The organism is Cupriavidus cauae, assembly GCF_008632125.1.
In the GTDB taxonomy this organism is placed as follows: domain Bacteria; phylum Pseudomonadota; class Gammaproteobacteria; order Burkholderiales; family Burkholderiaceae; genus Cupriavidus; species Cupriavidus cauae.
This window is the reverse complement of sequence record NZ_VWRN01000046.1, coordinates 1-21,503: the sequence shown is the minus strand read 5'-3', so window position 1 is coordinate 21,503 and position 21,503 is coordinate 1. Positions and strand designations below refer to the sequence as shown.

The following is a 21,503-nucleotide window of genomic DNA, read 5'->3' as shown; positions in this document are numbered from 1 at the left end:
GGTGCCGGATCTTCGGCGATCGGCGCATCCGGGCGAAACCTGCGCACAGTGGGGTGCGCAGTGTTCCGCCGGGGCACTGTTGCATTGTGGAGCAAAATGCTTGCCAGGGTGTTGAATTCGAGGGCGCCCCGGCGGCCATGCTGCGACGCGAGGACGCCGCCGCGTGGCGATTTCCGCCGTTTCCTGGGCCTGGCGCGAGTGGCACAGCTCTTGCAGACGATCGGGGCAAACGATCCCGACAACATCAGGAGACCCCCATGGCGACTTTCCGCCCGCTTCTTTCCGCCCTCGCCCTCTGCGCCGGCCTGGCCGCCGCCACGATGCCGGGCGCCGCCCATGCCCACGGCGACGTCACGCCCCAGGCCGTCGACACCAGCACGTTGCCCCAGCTGGGCAAGGAGTGGAAGCAGGAAAACCCCTACCGCACGGGCCCCGCGCACGACGAGGCGCTGCGCATCGGCAGCTCCGCCTATAACCAGAACTGCGCGCGCTGCCACGGCCTCGACGCGATCTCGGGCGGCATCGCGCCGGACCTGCGCAGTCTCGACTCCGACTGTTCTGCGCTGGCCGACCCGAAGAAGAAGCAAGGCTGCTACAGCGAGATCGATCAGTACTTCGCCACCACCGTGCGCCGCGGCCGCACGCGCGACGGCCGCGTCTACATGCCGCCGTTCGACGAGACGCTGACGCAGGAAGCCGTGTGGGCACTGAAGACCTATCTGGAATCGCGCCGGCCGCAGTGATGGCACGCCGACGAGGCGCTCGCCGCGCGCGGGCGCGCCCGTATCCGCTGCCCTCCCATTCCATTCAGGAGACGACGATGCCCACGCCGCCCCCGCTGTCCCCTCTCTCCCCGCTGTCCCCCGTGCCTTCGAGGCGCGCCGGTCCGGCCGCGCGCCGCCGCCGCGTCGTCGCCCTGCTGCTGCTGTCGGCCGGTCTGGCATGGTCCGCCGGCGCCTGGGCGGATCTGGCCAGGATCCGCGAAAGCGGGCGGCTGAAGGTCGCGGTCTACAAGGCCTTCGCGCCCTTCTCCGATGTCGTCGACGGCAAGCCGACCGGCGTCGATGTCGCGATCGCCGAAGCGCTGAGCCGCCAGCTGAATCTGTCGCTGACGCTCTTGCCCTTCGACGCCGACGAGAACATGGCCGACGACCTGCGCAATATGGTCTGGCGCGGCCACTATCTCGGTTATGGGCCGGCCGACGTGATGCTGCACGTGCCGGTGGACCGCGCCTTCATGCGAGAGAACGACAAGGCGACGATCTTCGCGCCGTACTATCGCGAGCAGTTCGTGCTGGTCCACGACACCGCGCGGCTGCCACAGATCCGCGATCTCGCCGATCTGGCAGGTCTGCCCGTCGGCGCGGAAGCCGGCTCGGCCGGCGCCAATGCGCTGCTGGCCGGAGCCGGCGGCACGCTGCGCGACAAGGTCCGCATCTATCCGTCGCCGCGCGACACGCTGCGCGCGCTGTTTGCCGGCGAGATCGCGGCCGCGATGGTCACACGTTCGCAATACGAGAGCGCCCTCAAGGCCGATGGCCGCACCGCGTCGCAATACGCGGCGGCCGAGGTCTCGTCGCCGCTGCTGCCGCCGCGCGGATGGGCGGTCGGCATGGCGGTAAAGGCGGACAACGCGGAACTGGCCGACGCGGTGCAGCGCGCAGTCGATACGCTGCGCGGCAACGGCGAACTGCAGAAGATCTTCACCGCGGCAGGACTGACGCCGGTGGCGCCGTGATGCGGTGAGGCGCTACGGTTTCGGCGGCGCCGCGGGCCTGGCGCGCGACTGGCGTGCCTTGCCGCGTACGGCCTTCGCCTGACCGCCGACCGGCGGCGCGCCCTTGCTGTCCGGCGCACTATTGCAGTTCATTCGCTCGAGCCGCGACAGCGTATCGACGTACGACAGCAACTGCTGCAGATAGCCGGGCGACAGCTCGCGCATCGCGGACAGCGCGCGGTGGATCAGGTGGTTCGAGTTCAGCGGTCCGGCGTTTTCCGGGACGCGTTCGAGCGATTGCCGCCAGGCGCGCTCCGCGCTGAGGCGGGTCCATGTCTGGCGGACATATTCGACCAGCGCCGGGTCGGGCTGGGGCGGGTGACGCGACGCGATCGCGGTGGCAGTGGTGGCGGTGGCGGTGACCGTGGATATCGCCGCAGGATCGGCGCCCTGCCCCTCGATATCGCCTCTGAGCTGGCGCACCAGTGCCGCCAGCGGCCCTGTCATGCGCCGGCGTTGCGCCGGACCTTGTTCGGGCTGGGTCGCCGTGGCTGCTGCGCGGCCGAGCCCGTCCTCATAGGCTTGCACGAGCCCGGCCAGCCTTTCCTCCAGCCGCCGCCGCGCCTCGCCGCGATGGGCGGACATCCGTCGCGCCAGTGCCTCCAGCAGGCGAAAGCGGACCGGATCCACGCGATCCGCGCCGCTGTCGCGCCATGCGTCGATGCGCGCCAGCATGTCGTCGGCGCCGAGGCTAGCCACCGGACTTCCCCGTTCCCATCGACACGCGCGGGATCGGCGCGATCTCGACGCGGCGGTTGCGGGCGCGGCCTTGCGCGTCCTTGTTCGAGGCCACCGGCTGCTGCGAGCCGAAGGCGGCGGAGAATACCGACGCGGCCGGCACGCCCGCGTCTATCAGCGCGCGCGTCACCGTCAGCGCGCGCTGGGCCGACAACTCCCAGTTGTCGGCGAACTGGCGGTTGCCGTCGCGCACCTGCCGGTCGTCGGTGAAGCCGCTGACCATCAGGATCTCGTCGCGATGGCGCAGATAGGCCTTCAAGGGCGCGGCCAGGCTCTTGAGCACCTCCTGCCCCTCGGGCTGCAGCTCGGCGGAGTTCAACGCGAACAGCACGCTGCCGCTGATGCCGATGCGCCCGTTCACCAGCGTCACGCGCCCCGCGGCCAGCGGGCCGGCCAGCGCCTGTTCCAGGCTCTCGCGGCGATGCATCTCCTGCTGGCGCTGCTTGACCTCGTTGTCCAGCCGCGAGGCGAGTTCGAGCTGGATACCGATCACGCCCAGCAGAATCAGCACGAAGGCGCCGAGCACCACCGACATCAGGTCGCCGAAGACGGCCCAGGTCGGTACGGTCGGCTCGACGCCGGCGTCGATCTCCTCTCTCATGCCGCCTCTGCGTCCGGTGCGCGTTGGCCGGCGACCTGCTGCAGGTCTTCGAGGATCTGCTTCTGCGAGCGCATGCTGAGGTCGACCACTTCGCGGGCCTGCGCCACGTAGTAGGCCAGCTGCTCGTCGCTGCGGGCCATCGACTTGTCGAGCGCGGTCTCGATGCGCTGCAGATGCGCGATCAGCTTGTCGTTCGACTCGCTGAACAGCTGCACCGCCACGCCGAACGCTTCGCCCAGGCTGGCGACCTCGACGGCGCTGCCGGTGACCTGCGCCGCCACCTCGGTCAACTTGCCGGTCTCGGCCTCGACCTTGTCGGTGAAGCGCGAGCCGATGCGTTCGAGCAGTTCCGCGCTGGTACCGACCAGCGTGTCGACCGCCTCGCGTTGCGCGGTGGAGGTCCGGCTGACCTGTTCGAGCAGCGTGGACAGGCTCTCCATCAGGCGGGTGCGTTCCTCCAGCATCGCGTTGTCGCGCGCCATTTCATCGGACAGCTTGCGCCGCAGTTCGGCAATGGCGTCGGCCGCCACGCGCGGCGCTTCGCCGGCGACCTGCGCCAGACGGGCGACTTCGGCGATGGTGGCGCCTGCCTGCGCCTGCGTCTGGGCAGTGATTTCCTGCGCGGTGCGCTCGAGCGTCTCGCAAATCTGCTGCTGCCGCTCCACGGTCTGCGCGCCGGTCGCTTCCCATTGCTGGCGCAGCCCCGCGGCAATGCCGTCCAGCTTCGCGCTCCAGGTGGCGAGACGCTGTTCGTCCTGCGCGGCCAGCTGCGCGCGCAGTTCGGCCTGCGCCTGCGCGACCGTGGTCAGCAGCGCGCTCGCATTCCGTTCGAAGGCGCCGGCGGCCGTCGCCAGCGCCTGCTGGTTCTCGCTGGCGATCGCGCCGATGGCGTGCTCGTGGCTGGACAGCGTCGCGCTCCAGTTGGCGAGCCGCTGCTCGTCCTGCGCGGCCAGCTGCGCGCGCAGCTCGGCCTGCGCCTGTGCGACCGTGGTCAGCAGCGCGCTCGCATTCTGTTCGAAGGCGCCGGCGGCGGTCGCCAGCGCCTGCTGGTTCTCGCTCGCGATCGCGCCGAGGGTGCGCTCGTGGCCGGACAGTGCTTCGTTCCAGCGGGCCGAAGTCGCGGCGGCTGCCGTGTCCATGCGCTGCGCGACCTGCTCCAGCCATCCCGCCGAGCGCTGCTCGAAGTTGGCGGTGAACCCGTCGAGCGTGCCGCGCAGGCCGTCGGCCAGCGCCGCACTGATACGCCGGTGCTCCGCCAGCGCCTCGCTCCACAGGCCGGCCACCTGCGTCGTGGTCGCATCGAAACGCGACGCCAGGCCTTCCAGCTGCTGCTGCATCGATTGCGTGACGGTGTCGCGCAGCCCGGCCGCTTCGCGCGCCAGGCCGCTCATGGTGGCTTCCACCGCCGGCTGGATCGCCGCGCTGGCGGCGCGCGCGCTCTCGGCGACGCCGTCCTTCAGCGATTGCTCGACCGATGCGGCCAGGCGCGTGTACACCGCTTCGGTCTTGCCGTGGAAGGCGTCCTGGCTGGCGGCGAGCCGTTCGGTCAGTGCCTGGCTCTGCTGCTCCATCGCGGCCATCATCGCGTTCAGCCGGTCGACCAGCACCGGCATCGTCTCGGCCTGGCGCTGCATCAGCTTGAAGGCTTCCTCGCGCTGATGGACCCGCGAATGGACACGCAAGGTCGTCGCGATATGAGCGTCCAGCAGCTGCGCGGCGTCGATCCGCTCGCGCCGGCACAGCGCCGACAGCAGCCCCAGCATGGCCGAGGTCGCCACGCCCGCCACCGAGGTACCGAAGGCGAAGCCCAGGCCCTTGACCGGCGCGGCGAGCGAGGCGCGGATGGCCTGCAGATCGGTGGCGGTTTCCAGCGCCAGGCCGGTGCCCTTCAGCGTGGCCACCATGCCGAGAAAGGTGCCGAGCATGCCCAGCAGCACCAGCAGGCCGACGAAGTAGGAGGTCAGCGCGGGACCGGGCAAGGCGACGCGTTCGCCTTCGACGCGCAGCCGTACCGCTTGCCGCAGGCCCGGATCGATGCGTTCGAGCCAGGTGCCCAGGGTCGCCGGCGTCTCGGACAGGCCGCCGACGGCCTGTGTCAGGCTCGCCGTCGCGCGGCGATAGCGTTGGAGCTCGTAGGCGCCGCCGACATAGAAGCCGCCGATCAGCAGCGTCACGGCGAGCGCCAGCGCATTCGAGCCCGCGTAGCCGGCACCGATCCAGCAGACAGCCAGCAGGCCCGCCAGGAACACAACAAGTTGAATAGGGAATCGGGTCATGATGTTCTGGTTAGCTGCCGGATCGATTGGCGCCAAGGGCCGCGACCAATCCCTCGACGGGTTGGAAGCGCAGGTCCAGTTCGGCCAGCAGCAGGTCTTCCATATCGCGGCGGAACACGCGGCGCCACGCGCCGGGCGTGACCGTCGCCGCCACGCCGGCCGGCTCGGGCCTTGCAGTGGTGTCGGCGGGTTGCGCGGCTTCGGCGGCTTCGGTGGCTTCGGCCGTATTGTCGGTATTGGGGGTATTGGGGGTATTGGCGGTATTGGCGGTGTTGGCGCTCGCCGCCCGGGCCAGCGCGTTTTCCTCCGCCTGCCGCAAGCGCAGGTAGTGCGCCTCGAGCACGGCCGGCAGGTTGGCCAGCAACGCCTGCTCCCGCGCGCCCATCACGCGTTCCATCACCGCATCGAGCATGGCGAGCCGGCCCTGGCCGGGACGCCGGGCCAGCGCCCCGCGCAGGCGGCCGCGCAGATCGCCGATGGCGGTCTCCATCCTGTGCTGCAGCGTCTGGTAGCGCTGGCGGTAGATCGCAAAATCGGCCGACGCATCGAGCGCCTCCGCCGGCATGGGCCGGACCGGACTGCGCCTCCCCCTGGCCGAGGCCCGATCATCGCGGATGGCGTCGACCAGCATCGCCCGCACCCGCGCGCTGTCGGCGGCTTCGTCGCCGACGGCCGCACGCGCGCCGGCCGCGGGCACGGCCGGCGGATTGCCGTTGAGCGCCGACGACAAGGCGATCGCGTCGGTCCAGCCCAGCCATTGGCTCAGCTGGCCCGACAGCGACGGGGCCGATTCGGGGGCCTGGGCTTCGGTCAGGTGCGCAAGCAACCGGATCAGCGTCTGTCCGCCGGGGGCTGCGCTCGGGGGCACTTGCAACATAGCGCCTGAGTGAAAAACCCCGCAGTTTACACTGCCGGGGGCGCGTTTCGGCCGCGGCGGGCGTAAGCCCGCGATCGCTACGGTCGGGTCTGCGCCCTGAGCTGATCGTTCGCCAGTTGCAGCATGCGCAGCGCTTCGTCGAAGACGCCGGCCGTACGTGGATCGGCCAGTCCTTGCGCTTGCGCGCCGTCCCGGTCTGCCGTGACACTGCGTATCAGTGCATCGAGCATGCCGGGCTGCTGTTGTTCCGCGCGCTGCAGCAGCATGTGCAGCAGGTAAGCGCAGGCGCCGAGGCGGTGCTCGTCGGGGTGCTGGGGATTTGGGGCGCTCATCGTCATCCTCCCTGGTCGGTGTCAGCGGAAATCTGGCTACTGAGACGGAACGGTCCGGCGCGCAGGCATTCTACCGTCGCCCAGCGCAGCGGCCGGCGGCATGGCGTCTTGAGCGAGGCACGCTTCCTGCGGTCCGCGCCGCAAATCGGAAGCGCGCTGCGGCGGGGCTGGCCAGAATCGCGCGGTCCGCGTCGCGGACACGAGCCGGACCGCGGTGGCGGCGCAGCAGCACGCCAGCCGGCACGCCGCGGCTCCTCCCTCAACGCTCACCTCCATACTTCTCCCATGCACACCTCTTCGACGGGCGCCGCCGCGCCCCAGCAGGCCATTTCCCTTCCATTTCCGCTTGAGTCCGGCGCCAATCCCGCGGCGGCACGCGGATTACCTCTACTGGAGTTCGACGCCGGCGAAGCGCGCGTCGCGCTCGAACCGCGCCCCGACATTCTCCGACTGAACGCGGTATTCCAGGCGCTGGAGCAGGAAAGGCAGCGAGATCCGGGCGCACATCCGCGCGATCTGCTTGGCACGCTGCTGGAAAGCCATCAGTTCCGGCTGAGCAACTGCCTGATCCAGGACGTCGAGCGGGCGGGCGGCCTCGTCAACCGGCGCGACACCACGTCGGCCGAAACGCTGGCGGCCAGCATTGCGCGGTACCTCGCCGGCCCGAATCTTCCGCGGGACGACACGTTGCGGGGGCGTCTCGCCTCGGTCCTCGGCGACGCCGAGCGGCCGCAGGTGGCCGGCAGGACAACGGCACGCGCGGGGCTGCTGGAGCAAGCCGCGCATCTCGCGCTGCGCCCGGACGCTTCCCCTTCGTTGGTCTGCGCCATGGAGCAAGCGCTGGCAGCGATGCCGGCGGATCTGCAGGCCGCCTGGCTGGCCGAGTGGCTGTCGTGGCCGCAGCCGCCCGCCGGTATCCAGGACAAGGCGATGGCACTGATCCACGGCGGTCAATTGAGCGACGCGGCGCGGACGAACCTGCTGGCAAAGGTCACCGTGCGCAATCTGATGAGCCCGCCGGCGGGCTCGCCAGCGTCGCTGTATCGGCTGTGATCGCCGAGCGCTAGCGCCCGGCAGGCTGCGCCGGCACTGCGGCCCTCGCCTTCTGCCGCAGTTCCTCGGCGCTGCCGACCTGCCGGAACAGCGGCCCGCCGGGCGCGAAGCTGTCGGCGATCTTCAACGGACCGATGACGACGGGCTCGAAGCCGGCGTCCCGCACCAGTTCGGAGGCGGTGTCGAGCGCGGCCCGGTCGTCGCCGGCGATGGGTATCGCGATCCGCGGTTCCTGATGGTGCCGGGTCGCAAAATCGCTGGCGCTGGTGAAATTGAAGGCGCGCACGATGCGCGCCCCCGGCAGGTATTTCGACGTGGTCGGACCGATGCCGTTGGCCAGCGCATCCTCGCCCGCGGCGCCATCGCGATGGCGATAGGCGTTGGTGGCGTCCAGCACCACCTTGCCGGCCATCCCGCGGCCATGCGCCTTGCCGATCTCGGGCAGCGCGCCGTAGGGCACGGCAACGAACAGCACGTCACCGAAAGCGACCGCCTCCGCCACCGTGCCCGCCCGGGCCAGCGGCCCCAGGCCATCGACCAGCGGCTTGAGCTGTTCCGGATGCCGCGACGAGAACAAGACCGGATAGCCGGCCTTGACCCATAGCCCTCCGACCGTGCCACCGATCCGGCCGCTGCCGATCACGCCGATCTGCATCGGCTTGCTGCCCGATGGACGGGGCACCGACTGCTGCGGCGAAGGCGAAGGCGAAGGCGAAGGTGAAGCGGATTGCGCCGAGGCGAGGCCGGGCCATGCGGCCGGCAGCAGCATCGCGCCACCGACTGCCAGCAGCCGCCGCCGGTGCGCATCCGGGCGCTGCGGCAGCGGCAATGGATTCGATGGCCTCAATGGGGGCGCCAACCGAGTCGGCAAATGGATCGGCAACTGTGCCGGCAAGCGCGTCCGCAGCAGGCGCGGAAGCCGACGCAATAACGGGCGGTCCATGGCAATGTCCTCCAAGCGGCAAGCGGTGGCGGGAAGAGCGGCGTGAACGCTGCCCTGACCGCGGCTACTGTGGCCACTCTAGGTCAAATTGCCGGTGGCCTCCATGCCGTTGCCGCCAGCGCTGCGGCTTAGAATGCCTGTCCAACGCCGCCTTGTCCCGCCAGCCGGCGATGCAACGCCGATCGATTTTTCCCGCATGGACTCCAGTCTCGACGTCAGCCTCGACCGTTTGTCATCCGAACCCCTGAGCGCGCAGATCGCCGGCAATCTGCGCCTGGCGATCCGCGCCGGGCGGCTGGCGCCCGGCGCGCGGCTGCCCTCGTGGCGCGATCTCGCGGCCCGGCTTGGCGTGGGCCGCGGCACCGTCCGCAGCGCCTATGAACGGCTGATCGACGAGCGGCTGGTGGTCGCGGCCGGAGCGGCCGGTACCCGCGTCGCCGCCCAGCCGGCGCGAACCGAGTCCGCAGCCGCGCCGGCGCCGGCGCTGAACGCGCCGCTGAGCGGCCTCCTTCACGACTTTTCCGCGCCCCCGCTGCCGTTCGAGATGGGCGTGCCGGCGCAGGACGCGTTCCCGGCCAAGCTGTGGTCCCGGCTGCGGGCGCGGGCGCTGCGTACCGGCGCGATGTCGCCGGTCACCTATCCCGATCCGCGCGGCGCGGCGGCGCTGCGCTCGCAACTGGCCAGCTATCTGGCGATCGCGCGCGGCATCCATTGCGTGCCTGACCAGATCGTGCTGACCGCCGGCTATCGCGGCGGGCTGGGGCTGACGCTGGCCGCGCTGCAACTCGCCGGCCGCACCGCCTGGATCGAAGAGCCGGGCTATATGGTCACGCGGACCGGCCTGCAACTGGCCGGGCTGCGCGCGGTGCCGATCCCGGTGGACGCGCACGGGCTCGATGTCGAACGCGGCCTCGCGCTGGCGCCCGAGGCGGCGCTCGCCGTGGTCACGCCCGGGCAGCAGGCGCCGACGGGCGTGCCGCTGTCGCCGGCACGGCGCCAGGCGCTGCTGCGCTGGGCCGCCCGCGCGCAGGCGTGGATCGTCGAGGACGACTATCTGAGCGAACTGCAATTGCAGGGCCGCGCGGCACCGGCCTTGGCGGCGACCGATCGGCACGGCCGCGTGATCCATATCGGGACGTTCAGCAAGACCATGAGCCCGGCGCTGGGGCTGGGCTTCGTGGTGGCGCCGCTGCCGCTGGCGGAACGCTTCGCCGAGGTGGCCGGCTGCCTGGCTCCCGCGCCGAACCTGGCGACACAGCTGGCGTTTGCCGAGTTCATGGCCGAGGGCCACTATCTGCGCCATCTGCGGCATATGAAGGCGCTGTATGCACAGCGGCGCGATGCGCTGCGCGGCCTTCTGCGGACCCTCCTGGACTCCCGTCCGGGCCCGCAGGCGGACGTCGATGCGATGGCCGGGCTGGCCGTGCGGCTTCGGCTGCCGCCCCACTGCGACGATCGGGCGATCGCGGCCGAAGCGGTGCGGCGCGGCATCGCGCCCTCCTCCGTCTCGCGCTGGTATGCCGACCCCGGGCGGCACCCGCAGCAGCGCGGCCTGCTGCTCGGCGTCACCAATCTGAGCGAGGCGCGGCTGGAGCCGGCCTGCGACACGTTGATGGCATTGCTGGCCGAGATGCGCTGAGCCCTCGCAGCAGTCCCTGGCAGTCAGCAGAACCCCGTAACAGCCTGCTGCAGCACGCTGCGGCGATGCCGTGCGCCGATACCGTAGCCGGTCGCGCGATGTGCAGGCATTCGATGGTGCCTGCATTTGCTCAGATCTTGGTACTGTTCCCGCCGGCCCCCGCCTCCTACCATCCCCACCTGTCGATCCGGACGGATCCTCCGTCGTTGCCAATCGTGGGGTGTCATGAACAAGCAAGTCGTTATCGTCGGAGCCGGCTTTGCCGGCATGTATGCGGCGCTGGCCGCCGCCAGACTGCGCGATCGCCACGGCGTCGCGCCGGATGCCATCGAGATCGTGGTGGTGGCGCCCGAAGCCGCCATCACGCTGCGGCCGCGTCTCTATGAGAGCGCGCCGGCGCGCATGGCGGCGCCGCTCGATGCGCTGTTCGACACCGTCGGCGTCCGCTTCATCGCCGGCTGGGCCGACACCATCGACACCGCCGCCGGCCGCGTCGCGCTGCGCGATGGCGAAGGCCGGTACAGCGAAATTCGCTACGACCGGATGGTGCTCGCCGCCGGCAGCCGTCTGGCGATGCCGGCGCTGCCCGGCCTGTCCCGGTTTGCCTTCAGCGTCGATCAGCGCGAAGACGCGGTCGCACTGGAGCGGCATCTGTCCGCGCTGGCCGAGCGGCCGTGGTCGACGGCGCGCAATACGGTGGTGGTGGCCGGCGGCGGCTTCACCGGCATCGAGACCGCCGCGGAGATGCCGGCGCGCCTGCGTGCCGCGCTCGGCGACGACAGCGAAGTACACGTGATAGTCGTGGAGCAGGCGGATGCCATCGGTCCCGATCTCGGACCCGGGCCGCGTCCCGTCATCGAGCAGGCGCTCGACGCGCTGGGGGTGCAACGCCGGCTGGGCGTGGCGGTAACGGCGGTCGACGCCCACGGCATCACGCTCAGTGACGGCAAGCGGATCGATGCCGCCACCGTCATCTGGACCGGCGGCGTCACGGCGACACCGCTGACGCAGCAGATCCCCGCCGAGCGCGACCGCGCCGGACGGCTGCTGGTCGATCGCGACCTGCGCGTGCCGGGCGTCCCGAGCGTGTTCGTCGCCGGCGATGCCGCGAGCGCCCTGACCGATGAAGCGGGCCACCGCACGCTGATGTCCTGCCAGCATGCGATGCCGCTTGGCCGGGTCGCCGGCAACAACGCGATGGCGGATCTGCTGGGCGTCCCGGCGACGCCGTATGCCCAGCCGCGCTATGTCACCTGCCTGGACCTCGGTCCGTGGGGTGCGGTACTGACCCAAGGGTGGCAGCGCGACGTCCAGCTCGCCGGTGCGGAAGCCAAGGCGCTGAAGCGGCAGATCAATCGGCAGTGGATTTATCCGCCGCCGGCGCACCGGGGAACGGCGTTCGAGATGGCGGAGCCGGGGTATCACCCAAAGGCCGGGTAGCCGTCAGGGCGCCGCGTTGGCGGGCGGCGTCCGCTCATCCGTTCGACCGCGATATGTAGTTCAGGATGCAACTCCCCGCGCAGCCCATCAGGGTGTTGCCGAGCCCAAATACGGCGGCCGCGGCGAGCCAGTCATGCGTGGCGGCGAAGGTGATGCCGCTCGCGCCGGCGACCACGCCGAAGGCGACGGTACCGACCAGCCCGCCGGCCAGTTTGGGATGCGCGAGGCACCAATGGAGGCGGGCGCCATCCCGCCCTGCATCGGTGTCGATGGCGATGCGCGTTTCGCGAAACAAGCCGTAGCCATCATGGTGATCGTCCTCAAGGTCAAGCGTGGCAAGGTTGACGGCAAGGTGAGGCGGAAGCAGCGGAGTACGGTTGGTCTGCAAGATCAGGCTCCTGAGCAAATGGATTGGTGGAACGATGGTTGGAACGACGCTGTGCGCCGATCGCTCAGCCACTCGGCATGGCGATGCGCCGGATCGTATGCAGCCGGGTCAGGCAGCCAAAGTCCCGCGCGTTGCCTCGCGCCCGAGAACGAACAAAGCGAGCACAAAAGCACAGATCTGGGTCGCGTGCCGCGCGCCCGCCTCGGGGAAGCCGCGCCGCCTGCGCATTTCGCCGGAAGGTCCCGCAGGCGAGCCGCCCCGGCCGTGATCGCCGTCTAGCATGGACTGGCAGGCCAACTGAAGCGGCGGGCGCCCTGCCCCCGCAGCCTGCCAGGAGACCGCCATGACCACACCGAATGCCGACAAGCTGTTCACCGGCCCGATTCCCGAGCTGTACGAGCAATATCTCGTGCCGATGATCTTCCAGCCCTATGCCGACGACCTGGCCCGCCGCGTGGGCGAGCGGCGCCCTTCCCGCGTGCTCGAGATCGCCGCCGGCACCGGCGTGGTCACGCGCGCGATGGCCAGGGTGCTGCCCGACGAGGCCGAACTCGTCGTCACCGACCTGAACGCGCCGATGCTGGCGCGTGCCGAGGCGGCCGGCCTCCGCGGCCGCGTGGCCGAATGGCGCCAGGCCGATGCGATGCAATTGCCGTTCGACGATGGCAGCTTCGATCTGGTGGTGTGCCAGTTCGGCGTGATGTTCTTCCCGGACAAGGCCAGGGCCTTCGCCGAAACGCGCCGCGTACTGCGGCCCGGCGGTGCGTTCCTGTTCAATGTCTGGGACCGCATCGAGGAGAACGACTTCGCCAACGCGGTGTCACGCGCGCTGGCCGAGTGCTTTCCCGACTCGCCGCCGGACTTCATGGCCCGGACCCCGCACGGCTACCACCAGCGCGACGCCATCGAGCGCGACCTGCGCGCGGGCGGCTTTGCCTCGGCACCCAGCTTCGACACGGTAGGCAAGCGCAGCCAGGCCGAGTCGGCGCGCGTGCCGGCGGTCGGCTTCTGCCAGGCGACGCCGATGCGCGCCGAGTTCGAAGCGCGCGGCGGCGATGCCATGCAACGCGCCACCGACTATTGCGAGGCCGCGCTGCGCAGCCAGTTCGGCGAAGGACCGATCGAGGGCCGGATATCGGCGCATGTGATCGCGGTGACCGCATGATGGCGCGCTCTGCATGATGGCGCGGGCTGCATGACGGCGCGGGCTGCATGATGGCGGCATGGCGGCGCGGCGCGGCGCGATCGCTGGTGTATGCTTGCCACCGCGCCGATCGAAGGCGGCGCGAACGCGCGCATCGTCGAGGCGATCGCCGCGACGTCGCTTCCCGCGCGGCATTTCACCGCTACCCTGCTCCGTCACCGACAACGCATGAAAGACCCGAGGCCGAGCGCATCCGCCCCGCACCGACGCATCACCATCCATGACGTGGCCCGCGAGGCCGGCGTCTCGCTGACGACGGTATCGCATGCGCTGAACGATCGCGGCGTGGTCGATCCGGCCACGCGCGCTCGGGTCAAGCAGATCGCCCAGCAGCTTGGCTATCGGCCCAGCGTGCGCGCGCAGCGGCTGCGCTCGGGCCGCGCCAACAGCATCGCGCTGGTGTCGTCGATGCCGTTCGCGGTGGCGGGCGGCACCTCGCGGCTGGGCTTCATGATGGAAGTGGCGGCAATCGCCGCCGAAGCGGCGCTGGGCCGCGGCCTTGGCGTCGTGCTGGTGCCGCCGCTGGAGGGCGCGGGCGGGCTGCTGGACAGCCTGGACATCGATGGCGCGATCGTCATCGAGCCGGTCGCCAACGACGCGCATATCGCGCTGCTGCGCCAGCGCGGCGTCAGCATCGTGTCGATCGGCCGCGAGCCGGGAACCGAAGACCCGGTGCCCTTCGTCGATCTGCAATCCGAATACACCGCGCGGCTGCTGCTCGAGCATCTGCATGCGCAGGGCCGGCGCCGCATCGGCCTGCTGATCGGCGCGACGCCGCGCCAGTCCTATGTGGAGACCGAGCGCGCCTATCGCGCCTTCGTGGCCGCGGCGGGCCTGCCCTGCCATATCGTCACCGCGCAGGAGAGCGAAGGCGAAGCGGGTGGCGCCGCCGCCTGCGCGGCACTGCTGCGCGAGCAGCCGGACATCGATTCGCTATGCGCGCCGGTCGATGCCTTCGCGGTCGGCGCGATCGCGCATGCGCAATCGCTCGGCAAGCGGGTGCCGCAGGACCTGATGGTGGTGACCCGCTACGATGGCATTCGCGCGCGCAGCCACCAGCCGCCGATCACCGCGGTCAATCTGCATCTCGAACGGGTCGCGTCGCTGGCCGTCGAACTGCTGTTCGAGCATATCTCGGGCGGGCGCGAACGTGCGTCCGTGGCGGCGCCGCTGCCCGAGCTGGTGCCGCGCGAATCGTCGGCTACGTCCGCTACGTCCGCTACGTCGGCGACCTCCGCGGCCTCGGTGACGTCCGCCAGGCCCGCGACGTCAGCCCCGAACTAGCACCACCAGTCCCGATACCAGCGCGAACACCAGCACGCCGATCCGCAGCATGCGCTGGTTGATGCGCCGGTGCACCAGATGGCTGGCCAGCATGCCGGCGCCCAGCACCGGCAGCATGCCGAGCGCGTAGTGCCACTGCGGCGCGTCCAGCCGCTTGCCCACCGCCAGCACGATCAGCGAGATGATCTCGCCCACCAGGAAGCACAGCGCCACGGTCGCGCGCAGCGTGGCCACCGGCGCATGCTGGTAGGCCAGCGCGAGCGGCGGGCCGCCGACGCCGGTGGCGGTCTCGGTCACGCCGGTGATCAGGCCGGTCGAGGCGAAGGTCATCTTGCCGGGCGTGAATGCCGGCGCAATCAGCGACACCACGGCCGCCAGGATCGTGCTGCCGCCGACCAGCGCATTGAGCCAGGCCATCGGCACCGCCACCAGCACCCACAGGCCGCCGAAGGTACCGGCCAGCCGTCCGGCGCTGATCCAGCCGGCGCCGCGCAGATCGATCGCATGCCGCTCGCGCCAGGCCACATAGGCGTTCAGCGGCAGCATCGCGATCAGCAGCGAACCGGGCAGCATCGCCGGCGCGGCCAGCGCGAGCACCGGCACCACGATCAGCGCGAAGCCCATGCCGGTGGTGCCCTGGACCAGCGCGCCGGCGAACACGGCGAGCCAGACGCTCAGCATCGTCGTATCGAACATCATGCCTGCGCCCCGCCCTTCGCCGCCTTGGGACGCGACGCACGATTGGCGGCGCGGTGAACGTCGGCCGGATCGTGCAGTTTGGTGATCGGCGCGTTGGCGATGGTCTGCTCGGCCATCTGGCGGATCTCGCGCATCAGCGCGCGCGCATCCCAGTCCAGCGGCCAGCCGTCCCACAGGCGCAGCCGGCCGTCGACGAAGACGCCGCGGATCTGGTCGCGATTGGCCAGCCGCACCAGCTCCCAGCTCAGGTCCCACGACGGCGTCATCTCCGGTACATCGCAATCGACCAGCAGGAAGTCGGCCTGCTTGCCGGCCGCGATCTCGCCGGTGACGTTGCCCAGGCCGGCAGCATCGGCGCCGTCGTGCGTCGCCATGTCGAGCCAGCGCCAGCCGGCGCCGCAGGACGAGTCGCCGACGCCGATGCCGAAGGCGAAGCGCTGCGCCGCCTCGGCATAGTCGAGCAGGCGGAAGCCGTCGCTGCGGGTGCCGTCGGTGCCCAGCCCCAGGCGCACGCCAAAGGTCGCCATGGTCTCGGCCGGCGCCACCGCATTGCCCTTCCAGGCGCTGGCGACGGGGTTGTAGGCCACCGCCGCGCCGCGCTCGGCCAGCAGGCGGATCTCGTGCGGCGTCACCAGCGTCGCGTGCGCCAGCAGCGCGGCCGGGCCCAGCGCGCCGACCGCCTCCAGATGCTCGATCGGCCGCTGGCGGCGCGCATTGAGCGAACGCTCCACGGCGACCAGATGTTCGTTGGCGTGCGTCTGGAAGACGCGGCCCGCTTCCTCGCACAGCCGATAGACGTCGCGCAGCATCGTGTCGCTGGCCACCTCGGGAATCGAGATCGCCAGCGACGGCACCACCAGCGGATGATCGTCGTACATCGCCAGATGGCGCTCGGCGCGGCGCAGGATCGGCGCGGCGTCGAGGGTCTGGCCGCCGGGGCGATCGTTGCAGATCAGGCCCAGCACGCAGCGCACGCCGGCCTCGCCGACCGCCTGCGCGATCGCCTCCAGCCCCGCATCGGCACGCGTGCCGGCATCGCACACCGTCGTGAAGCCGCCGCGCAGCGCCTCGAGCGCGGCGAGCTTCGACGACAGGTACAGATGCGTCTCGGTCAGGCTGCCCTCCAGCGGCACCCACACGCGCCGGAAAATCTCCGAGGGCTCGCCGAACACCAGCGACTTGCCGAACGATTGCGTCAGATGATGATGGGTATCGATCATGCCCGGCATCAGCAGCATGCGCGGCAACGACAGCGTGGGCAGATGCGGGAATTGCGCGGCGATCTGCGCGGCCGGGCCGACTGCGGCGAAGCGGCCGTCCTGCACCACGATCGCGTGGTCGCGCACGATGCCGTCGCGCAGCAGGGTCCATTCGGGCAGCAGCATCTGCGGGCGGTCGAAGGACGCGGGGCGCAGCCCGGCGCGGTCTGGATCGGCGGACGGATCGGTGAAGCGATCAGTGAAGGGAGCGGGGAAAGCGGAGGAAGAAAGCGACATACGTTCTACGAGTTGCGGCGCATGCAGGCGGCGGCATGGCCAGATAAGCGGATGACTGCTCCCTCTCCCGCTTGCGGGAGAGGGGTAAAAAACCTGCGGACTACAAGGCGCGACTCAATGCGCGACTCAATGCGCGACTCAATGCGCGACCGGCACCTTCTCCATGCCGCGCCGCAGCCCGGTATGGAAGAACAGGAAGTTCATCAGCGCCGCCGTGATCGCGCCCATCGCCACGCCGTTGCCGACCAGGATGCGGATGTTGGCCGGCACGCTGGCATAGATGCCCGGCACCAGGATCGGCAGCAGCCCGACCGCCAGCGCCACCGCGACGATGTACATGTTGGCGTGGTCGCGCAGGTCCACCTTGCGCAGCATGTCGATGCCCATGGTGCCGACGATGCAGAACACGATCAGCCCGGTGCCGCCGACCACGGCCTCCGGAATCGCGGCGATCAGCGACGACACCGGCGCCAGCAGCCCGAACACCACCAGGATGCCGCCCGATACCGCGGTGACGAAGCGCGAGCGCACGCCGGTCGCCCGCACGATGCCGATGTTCTCGCCGCTGGTGATGATCAGCGAGGTGCCGAACAGCCCGCCGAGCAGCGACGTCAAGGCGTCGCCGCGAATCGTGCGCGGCACGTCGCGCTGCTCGTCGATCGGCTTGCCGACCGCATCGCCGATCGCGATGGTCTGGCCGGTCGCCTCCACCATCGACACGATCGAGAACACCATCAGCGGAATCGCCGCGATCAGGTCGAACTTCGGCATGCCGAACGGCAACGCGGACGGCAGCGCCAGCACCGGCCACAGCGACAGATGCTCGCTGTGGAAGGCGCCGATTCCGACCGCCACCAGCGCCCCGCCCAGCAGCCCGAGCAGGATGGCCAGCTGCCCCAGCATGCCGGTCAGCACGCGCGAGAACAGCACGGTGAAGGCGATCGTCGCGAACGCCAGCAGCAGGTTCATCGGCGCGCCGAAGCCCGGCGTACCGGGCTGCCCGGCGATCAGCTTGCCCGAGACCTGCGCCAGATTGATCGCCACCAGCAGCAGCATGGTGCCGACCACCGCCGCGGGGAAATAGCGCAGGCAGCGCCGAAACACCGGCAGCACGAGGAAATAGAAGACGCCGGTCAGGATCACCGCGCCGGCCGCCGTCTGCACATCGGTCTGCTGCGCGATCAGGATGAACAGCACGATCGGCGCGCCGCCGGGCAGCATGATGAACGGCAGCCGGGCGCCGATGCCCTTGGGCCCGAACGATTGCAGCAAGGTGCCCAGGCCGCAGATCACGAAGGTCGCGCTGAGCAGCTGCATCGCCAGCGCGGCCGGAAAATTGAGCGCCTTGCTCATCAGGAACACGGACGCAATCGGCGATGCGGCCATTACCAGCACATGCTGCATGCCGAAGGCGAACAGCCGCCGCCATGGCAATACCTCGTCGACGGCCGCGGGAGCGGGTTGGGTCATGGGGATCTCCTCCTTGGGTGGCAGCGGCGTGTGTTGGCGAGTGGCGCGATCGGTGAGCCGCGCCGCTGCCTTCATGCCTCTATGCGTCTATGCGTCTATGCGCCCGTCTGTGCGTATTTCGCCGCTGAATGATAAAAAACCGCGTAACCAAAACGTTTTGGTTAGTCTATGCGAAGGCCCGCGGCCATGCAAGCGGGCGTTCGAAACCAGCGGTATCGGTTGTGTTGCCCTGCGCTGCGGGCCGGCGAAGGTCGTGACGGGAATGCGCGACAGAATCAGGCCGGCGAAGGTCCGGCCGCGCTCGCATTCAGTCCCAGCGTGGCATTCAGTCCCAGCGTGGACTTGAGCATCTCGTAGACCTGCCGCGTGGCCGGATTGATCACGTCCGGACGCATCCACAGGTAGTACGCGACATCGGGCAGGCGGGGCATGCCGTCGTTCTCGCCCAGCACGCGCATATCGGGCCCGAGCAGCTCGATGCTGCGCGCGGTCACGCCCAGGCCGGCCCGGATCGCGGCCTTGATGCCGATCAGGTTCGGCGCCAGATAGCCCGGCCGCCACGGCACCTGCGCCAGTTCCAGCGCCTCCAGCGCCAGCCGGCGGAACAGGCTGGGCTCGTCGGCCAGGATCAGCGGCACCGGCCGCGAGATGTCGTGCACGTAGTCGGCCGCGCAGATCCATACGGTCGGCGAGGTCCGCAGCACCACGCCTTCCAGCGCCGGATCGCTGCGCGTCGACAGCGTCAGGTCGATCTCGCCCCGGCGCAGCGACTCCATCAGGAAGGGGCTGCGCCCCACGTGGATTTCGAGCTGCAGCTTCGGCGAGCTGCGCGCGATATGCGCCAGCAGCGGGGGCAGCATGGTGTCGGCGATGTCGTGCGGCGCGCCGATCCGCAGCGCGCCTTCCAGATTGCCTTCGCGCAGCGCGCGCAGCGCCTCGTCGTTGATCGCCAGCATGTGCTTGGCGTATTCGAGCAGCTTCTGCCCATGCGGCGACAGCCGCTTGCTGCGGCCCTGCTTGTCGAACAGCGGCAGCCCGACCTGCTCCTCCAGCCGCTGCATCTGCTGGGTGACGGCGGACTGGGTCTTGTGGGTCGCGTCGGCCGCGGCCGCAAAGGTGGTGTGCTCGGCGATGGCGACCAGCGTCCGCAGCAGTTCGAGGTCGAGATGGCGCATGAACGATATATAAGAGATGCTTATATGATTGCGCAATATTCTAAGTTGTTCGGCCCAATCGCGTTCAGTACAGTGTGGCTCCAGACCGGTATCTTTCAGGAGTTTTTCGATGAGTCTCGCTCCCGCGCGCGCCGAAGCCCGCACCGCAGCCGTCCAGGGCGCCATGCAAAGCATTAAGGATATTGTTGAAAACAAGGCGCTGACGCGCGAGGCGCTGGACCGGGTGCTGGCCGTGGTCAAGGACCTGGCGTCGCACCGCGAATGGTGGAGCGAGGCCGATTTCGCGCCGCCCGAGGCCGGCGAGCGCCAAGCCCGCTATCTGATCACCGAAGACCCGGACCAGCGCTACGCGCTGTATCTGAACGTGATGCGCCCGGGCAAGCGGATTCCGCCGCATAACCACACGACCTGGGCCTGCATCGCCGCAGTTGAGGGCGAGGAACAGAACTACGTCTATCGCCGCCTCGATGACGGCTCGCAGCCCGGCATCGGCCAGCTCGAGCAGATCGATACCGTTCGCGTCGGCCCCGGCGAAGGCATCGCGCTGATGCCCGACGACATCCACTCGGTCGAGATCCAGGGCGAGCAGATCATCCGCCATCTGCACATGTACGGCCGCGCGCTGGAAACGCTGAAGGAGCGCATTGCGTTCGACCTCGAGACCGGCCGCTACCAGGTGATGTCGGTCGGCGTGCAGACGCGCCGCTGACCTCCCGCGGCCGTCCTCGATCCGCGACGGCGTATCGACGGCGGCCCACCTCCGACCCATTCCCCCTCCCCTTGCCACGCATGGCTGTCCTCGGCCAGGGGAGCGTTTTGCCCGAATTCCGGCCGCCCTGGGCGGCCCGTGAGCCGATGACCGATTCCGTGACCGATTTCAATCCCGCTTCCAAGCCCGATTCCATTCCAGCTTCCGCGACCCATGCCGTCACCGCTCGCGCCACTGATCGCGCCACCGATCGCGCGGCCGATTACGTCGATGCCCGGACCTTGAAGGCCTGGCTGCACGACGGCGCCGAGATCGCCCTGCTGGATGTGCGCGAGCATGGCCAGTACGGCGAATCGCATCTGTTCCTCGCCGTGCCGCTGCCCTACAGCCGCCTCGAGCTCGAGATCGGCCGCCTGGTGCCGCGCCGCGATGTGCGCGTGGTGGTCTACGACCATGACGAGAGCGTCGCCGTGCCGGCCGCCGCCGCGCTGCGCGCCGCTGGCTACACCAACGTGCACGTGCTGCACGGCGGCACCGCGGCCTGGGCCGCGGCAGGCTATGCGCTGTTCGCCGGCGTCAACGTGCCATCGAAGACCTTCGGCGAGCTGGTCGAGCACAAGCTGCATACGCCCCGCATCGGCGCCGAGCAGCTGCATGCGATGCAGGCCCGCGGCGACAAGCTGGTGGTGCTCGACGGCCGGCCGCTGTCCGAATACCGCAAGATGAATATCCCGGGCGCGATCTGCTGCCCGAACGGCGAGCTGGCCTACCGGCTGCGCGACCTGGTGCCCGACGACGACACGCCGATCGTGATCAATTGCGCGGGACGCACGCGCAGCATCATCGGCGCGCAGACGCTGATCAACCTGGGCATCCCCAATCCGGTCTACGCGCTGGAGAACGGCACGCAGGGCTGGTATCTGGCCGATTACCAGCTCGAGCACGGCAACGACCGGCACTATCCCGAGAAGACGGACACCAGCGCGCTCGAACCGATGCGCGCAGCGGCGGCGCGGCTGGCCGAGCGCCACGGCGTGGCCACCGTCGACGCCGCGACCGTGCAGGGCTGGGCCCGCGACACCACGCGCACGCTGTTCCTGTGCGACGTGCGCACGCCGGAGGAATTCGCGCGCGGCACGCTGCCCGGCGCGCAACACACGCCCGGCGGCCAGCTGATCCAGGCCACCGATCAATACGTCGGCGTGCGCGGCGCGCGGCTGGTGCTGTTCGATGACGACGGCGTGCGCGCGCCGGTGGTGGCGAGCTGGCTGCGGCAGCTGGGGCACGACGCCCATGTGCTGGCGGACGGCTTGCGCAGCGGCCTGGCGTTGACCGGGCTGGCGGCCCCCGCCACCGCCGCGCTGCCCGCGCTGCCGACCGTCGATGCGGCGCGCCTGGCCCG

The 21,503-nt window shown here is 70.2% G+C and carries 20 protein-coding genes; 9 read left to right on the top strand and 11 right to left on the bottom strand.

Annotated elements, in window-relative coordinates:
* The first annotated feature begins 257 nt into the window (after positions 1-257).
* Both pedF and F1599_RS17955 read left to right on the top strand, forming a co-directional pair.
* A complete protein-coding gene (gene pedF / locus F1599_RS17960; RefSeq protein ID WP_149318743.1) occupies positions 258-743 on the top strand; it encodes a cytochrome c-550 PedF in 486 nt (161 codons plus the stop codon).
* 77 nt (positions 744-820) lie between these two features.
* Entirely contained in the window at positions 821-1,738 is a 918-nt protein-coding gene (locus F1599_RS17955) for a substrate-binding periplasmic protein (RefSeq protein WP_223819732.1), read from the top strand.
* Between the two features lie 12 nt (positions 1,739-1,750).
* Here F1599_RS17955 and F1599_RS17950 read toward each other — a convergent pair whose 3' ends face one another.
* The 5 genes from F1599_RS17950 to F1599_RS17930 form a co-directional block, all read right to left on the bottom strand.
* Entirely contained in the window at positions 1,751-2,476 is a 726-nt protein-coding gene (locus tag F1599_RS17950; protein ID WP_223819731.1) for a DUF2894 domain-containing protein, read from the bottom strand.
* The gene (locus F1599_RS17945) at positions 2,469-3,116 is read right to left on the bottom strand and encodes an OmpA family protein (protein ID WP_150084012.1); all 648 of its coding nucleotides are present in this window, start codon (positions 3,114-3,116) and stop codon (positions 2,469-2,471) included. The genes F1599_RS17950 and F1599_RS17945 overlap by 8 nt, the downstream gene beginning before the upstream one ends.
* Positions 3,113-5,392, bottom strand: a complete 2,280-nt coding sequence (locus tag F1599_RS17940) for a DUF802 domain-containing protein (RefSeq protein WP_150084011.1) — start codon at positions 5,390-5,392, stop codon at positions 3,113-3,115. Before F1599_RS17940 ends, F1599_RS17945 begins: the two co-directional genes overlap by 4 nt.
* A 10-nt stretch (positions 5,393-5,402) precedes the next feature.
* Positions 5,403-6,269, bottom strand: a complete 867-nt coding sequence (locus F1599_RS17935; protein ID WP_150084010.1) for a DUF3348 domain-containing protein — start codon at positions 6,267-6,269, stop codon at positions 5,403-5,405.
* Between the two features lie 77 nt (positions 6,270-6,346).
* The gene (locus F1599_RS17930; protein ID WP_150084009.1) at positions 6,347-6,601 is read right to left on the bottom strand and encodes a hypothetical protein; all 255 of its coding nucleotides are present in this window, start codon (positions 6,599-6,601) and stop codon (positions 6,347-6,349) included.
* A 108-nt stretch (positions 6,602-6,709) separates the two neighbouring features.
* Here F1599_RS17930 and F1599_RS17925 point away from each other — a divergent pair, with 108 nt between their 5' ends.
* Complete coding sequence (locus F1599_RS17925; RefSeq protein ID WP_150084008.1) at positions 6,710-7,654, top strand: hypothetical protein; 945 nt, start codon at positions 6,710-6,712, stop codon at positions 7,652-7,654.
* 10 nt (positions 7,655-7,664) lie between these two features.
* Here F1599_RS17925 and F1599_RS17920 read toward each other — a convergent pair whose 3' ends face one another.
* Positions 7,665-8,423 carry an NADPH-dependent F420 reductase gene (locus F1599_RS17920; protein WP_223819737.1) on the bottom strand — a complete coding sequence of 253 codons (759 nt, stop codon included), beginning with the start codon at positions 8,421-8,423 and terminating at the stop codon, positions 7,665-7,667.
* Between the two features lie 370 nt (positions 8,424-8,793).
* Here F1599_RS17920 and pdxR point away from each other — a divergent pair, with 370 nt between their 5' ends.
* A complete protein-coding gene (gene pdxR, locus F1599_RS17915) occupies positions 8,794-10,236 on the top strand; it encodes a MocR-like pyridoxine biosynthesis transcription factor PdxR (protein WP_150084007.1) in 1,443 nt (480 codons plus the stop codon).
* Between the two features lie 225 nt (positions 10,237-10,461).
* Positions 10,462-11,676, top strand: a complete 1,215-nt coding sequence (locus F1599_RS17910; protein WP_150084006.1) for an NAD(P)/FAD-dependent oxidoreductase — start codon at positions 10,462-10,464, stop codon at positions 11,674-11,676.
* A 34-nt stretch (positions 11,677-11,710) separates the two neighbouring features.
* Here F1599_RS17910 and F1599_RS17905 read toward each other — a convergent pair whose 3' ends face one another.
* A complete protein-coding gene (locus F1599_RS17905; RefSeq protein ID WP_150084005.1) occupies positions 11,711-12,064 on the bottom strand; it encodes a hypothetical protein in 354 nt (117 codons plus the stop codon).
* A gap of 343 nt (positions 12,065-12,407) precedes the next feature.
* On the opposite strand from F1599_RS17905, the gene F1599_RS17900 reads away from it, so the two are divergent.
* Together F1599_RS17900 and F1599_RS17895 are read left to right on the top strand one after the other, a co-directional pair.
* Positions 12,408-13,229 (top strand): class I SAM-dependent methyltransferase, encoded by an 822-nt coding sequence (locus F1599_RS17900; protein ID WP_149318756.1) that lies wholly within the window; start codon positions 12,408-12,410, stop codon positions 13,227-13,229.
* Positions 13,230-13,436: 207 nt separating this feature from the next.
* Complete coding sequence (locus F1599_RS17895) at positions 13,437-14,552, top strand: LacI family DNA-binding transcriptional regulator (RefSeq protein ID WP_150084004.1); 1,116 nt, start codon at positions 13,437-13,439, stop codon at positions 14,550-14,552.
* On the opposite strand, the gene F1599_RS17890 is transcribed toward F1599_RS17895, so the two are convergent.
* The 4 genes from F1599_RS17890 to F1599_RS17875 form a co-directional block, all read right to left on the bottom strand.
* Positions 14,538-15,248 (bottom strand): sulfite exporter TauE/SafE family protein, encoded by a 711-nt coding sequence (locus F1599_RS17890; protein ID WP_395896342.1) that lies wholly within the window; start codon positions 15,246-15,248, stop codon positions 14,538-14,540. The two genes, F1599_RS17895 and F1599_RS17890, sit on opposite strands and share 15 nt — an antisense overlap.
* Complete coding sequence (locus F1599_RS17885; RefSeq protein WP_395896321.1) at positions 15,248-16,747, bottom strand: amidohydrolase family protein; 1,500 nt, start codon at positions 16,745-16,747, stop codon at positions 15,248-15,250. Before F1599_RS17885 ends, F1599_RS17890 begins: the two co-directional genes overlap by 1 nt.
* A gap of 138 nt (positions 16,748-16,885) precedes the next feature.
* The gene (locus F1599_RS17880) at positions 16,886-18,217 is read right to left on the bottom strand and encodes a uracil-xanthine permease family protein (RefSeq protein WP_150084002.1); all 1,332 of its coding nucleotides are present in this window, start codon (positions 18,215-18,217) and stop codon (positions 16,886-16,888) included.
* Between the two features lie 275 nt (positions 18,218-18,492).
* Positions 18,493-19,392 carry a LysR substrate-binding domain-containing protein gene (locus tag F1599_RS17875; RefSeq protein ID WP_149318760.1) on the bottom strand — a complete coding sequence of 300 codons (900 nt, stop codon included), beginning with the start codon at positions 19,390-19,392 and terminating at the stop codon, positions 18,493-18,495.
* Positions 19,393-19,501: 109 nt separating this feature from the next.
* On the opposite strand from F1599_RS17875, the gene F1599_RS17870 reads away from it, so the two are divergent.
* The gene (locus F1599_RS17870) at positions 19,502-20,101 is read left to right on the top strand and encodes a cysteine dioxygenase family protein (protein WP_149318761.1); all 600 of its coding nucleotides are present in this window, start codon (positions 19,502-19,504) and stop codon (positions 20,099-20,101) included.
* Positions 20,102-20,247: 146 nt separating this feature from the next.
* Positions 20,248-21,503: rhodanese-like domain-containing protein (locus tag F1599_RS17865; RefSeq protein ID WP_150084001.1), on the top strand; the 1,256-nt coding region annotated here is incomplete at its 3' end.

Coding starts and splice junctions, on each gene's coding strand:
- F1599_RS17910 (WP_150084006.1), top strand. CDS start 10,462: ATGAACAAGCAAGTCGTTATCGTCGGAGCCGGCTTTGCCGGCATGTAT.
- pdxR (WP_150084007.1), top strand. CDS start 8,794: ATGGACTCCAGTCTCGACGTCAGCCTCGACCGTTTGTCATCCGAACCC.
- F1599_RS17955 (WP_223819732.1), top strand. CDS start 821: ATGCCCACGCCGCCCCCGCTGTCCCCTCTCTCCCCGCTGTCCCCCGTG.
- F1599_RS17895 (WP_150084004.1), top strand. CDS start 13,437: ATGAAAGACCCGAGGCCGAGCGCATCCGCCCCGCACCGACGCATCACC.
- F1599_RS17900 (WP_149318756.1), top strand. CDS start 12,408: ATGACCACACCGAATGCCGACAAGCTGTTCACCGGCCCGATTCCCGAG.
- F1599_RS17890 (WP_395896342.1), bottom strand. CDS start 15,248: ATGTTCGATACGACGATGCTGAGCGTCTGGCTCGCCGTGTTCGCCGGC.
- F1599_RS17940 (WP_150084011.1), bottom strand. CDS start 5,392: ATGACCCGATTCCCTATTCAACTTGTTGTGTTCCTGGCGGGCCTGCTG.
- F1599_RS17875 (WP_149318760.1), bottom strand. CDS start 19,392: ATGCGCCATCTCGACCTCGAACTGCTGCGGACGCTGGTCGCCATCGCC.
- F1599_RS17880 (WP_150084002.1), bottom strand. CDS start 18,217: ATGACCCAACCCGCTCCCGCGGCCGTCGACGAGGTATTGCCATGGCGG.
- F1599_RS17945 (WP_150084012.1), bottom strand. CDS start 3,116: ATGAGAGAGGAGATCGACGCCGGCGTCGAGCCGACCGTACCGACCTGG.
- F1599_RS17935 (WP_150084010.1), bottom strand. CDS start 6,269: ATGTTGCAAGTGCCCCCGAGCGCAGCCCCCGGCGGACAGACGCTGATC.
- F1599_RS17920 (WP_223819737.1), bottom strand. CDS start 8,423: ATGCTGCTGCCGGCCGCATGGCCCGGCCTCGCCTCGGCGCAATCCGCT.
- F1599_RS17870 (WP_149318761.1), top strand. CDS start 19,502: ATGAGTCTCGCTCCCGCGCGCGCCGAAGCCCGCACCGCAGCCGTCCAG.
- F1599_RS17885 (WP_395896321.1), bottom strand. CDS start 16,747: ATGTCGCTTTCTTCCTCCGCTTTCCCCGCTCCCTTCACTGATCGCTTC.
- F1599_RS17930 (WP_150084009.1), bottom strand. CDS start 6,601: ATGAGCGCCCCAAATCCCCAGCACCCCGACGAGCACCGCCTCGGCGCC.
- pedF (WP_149318743.1), top strand. CDS start 258: ATGGCGACTTTCCGCCCGCTTCTTTCCGCCCTCGCCCTCTGCGCCGGC.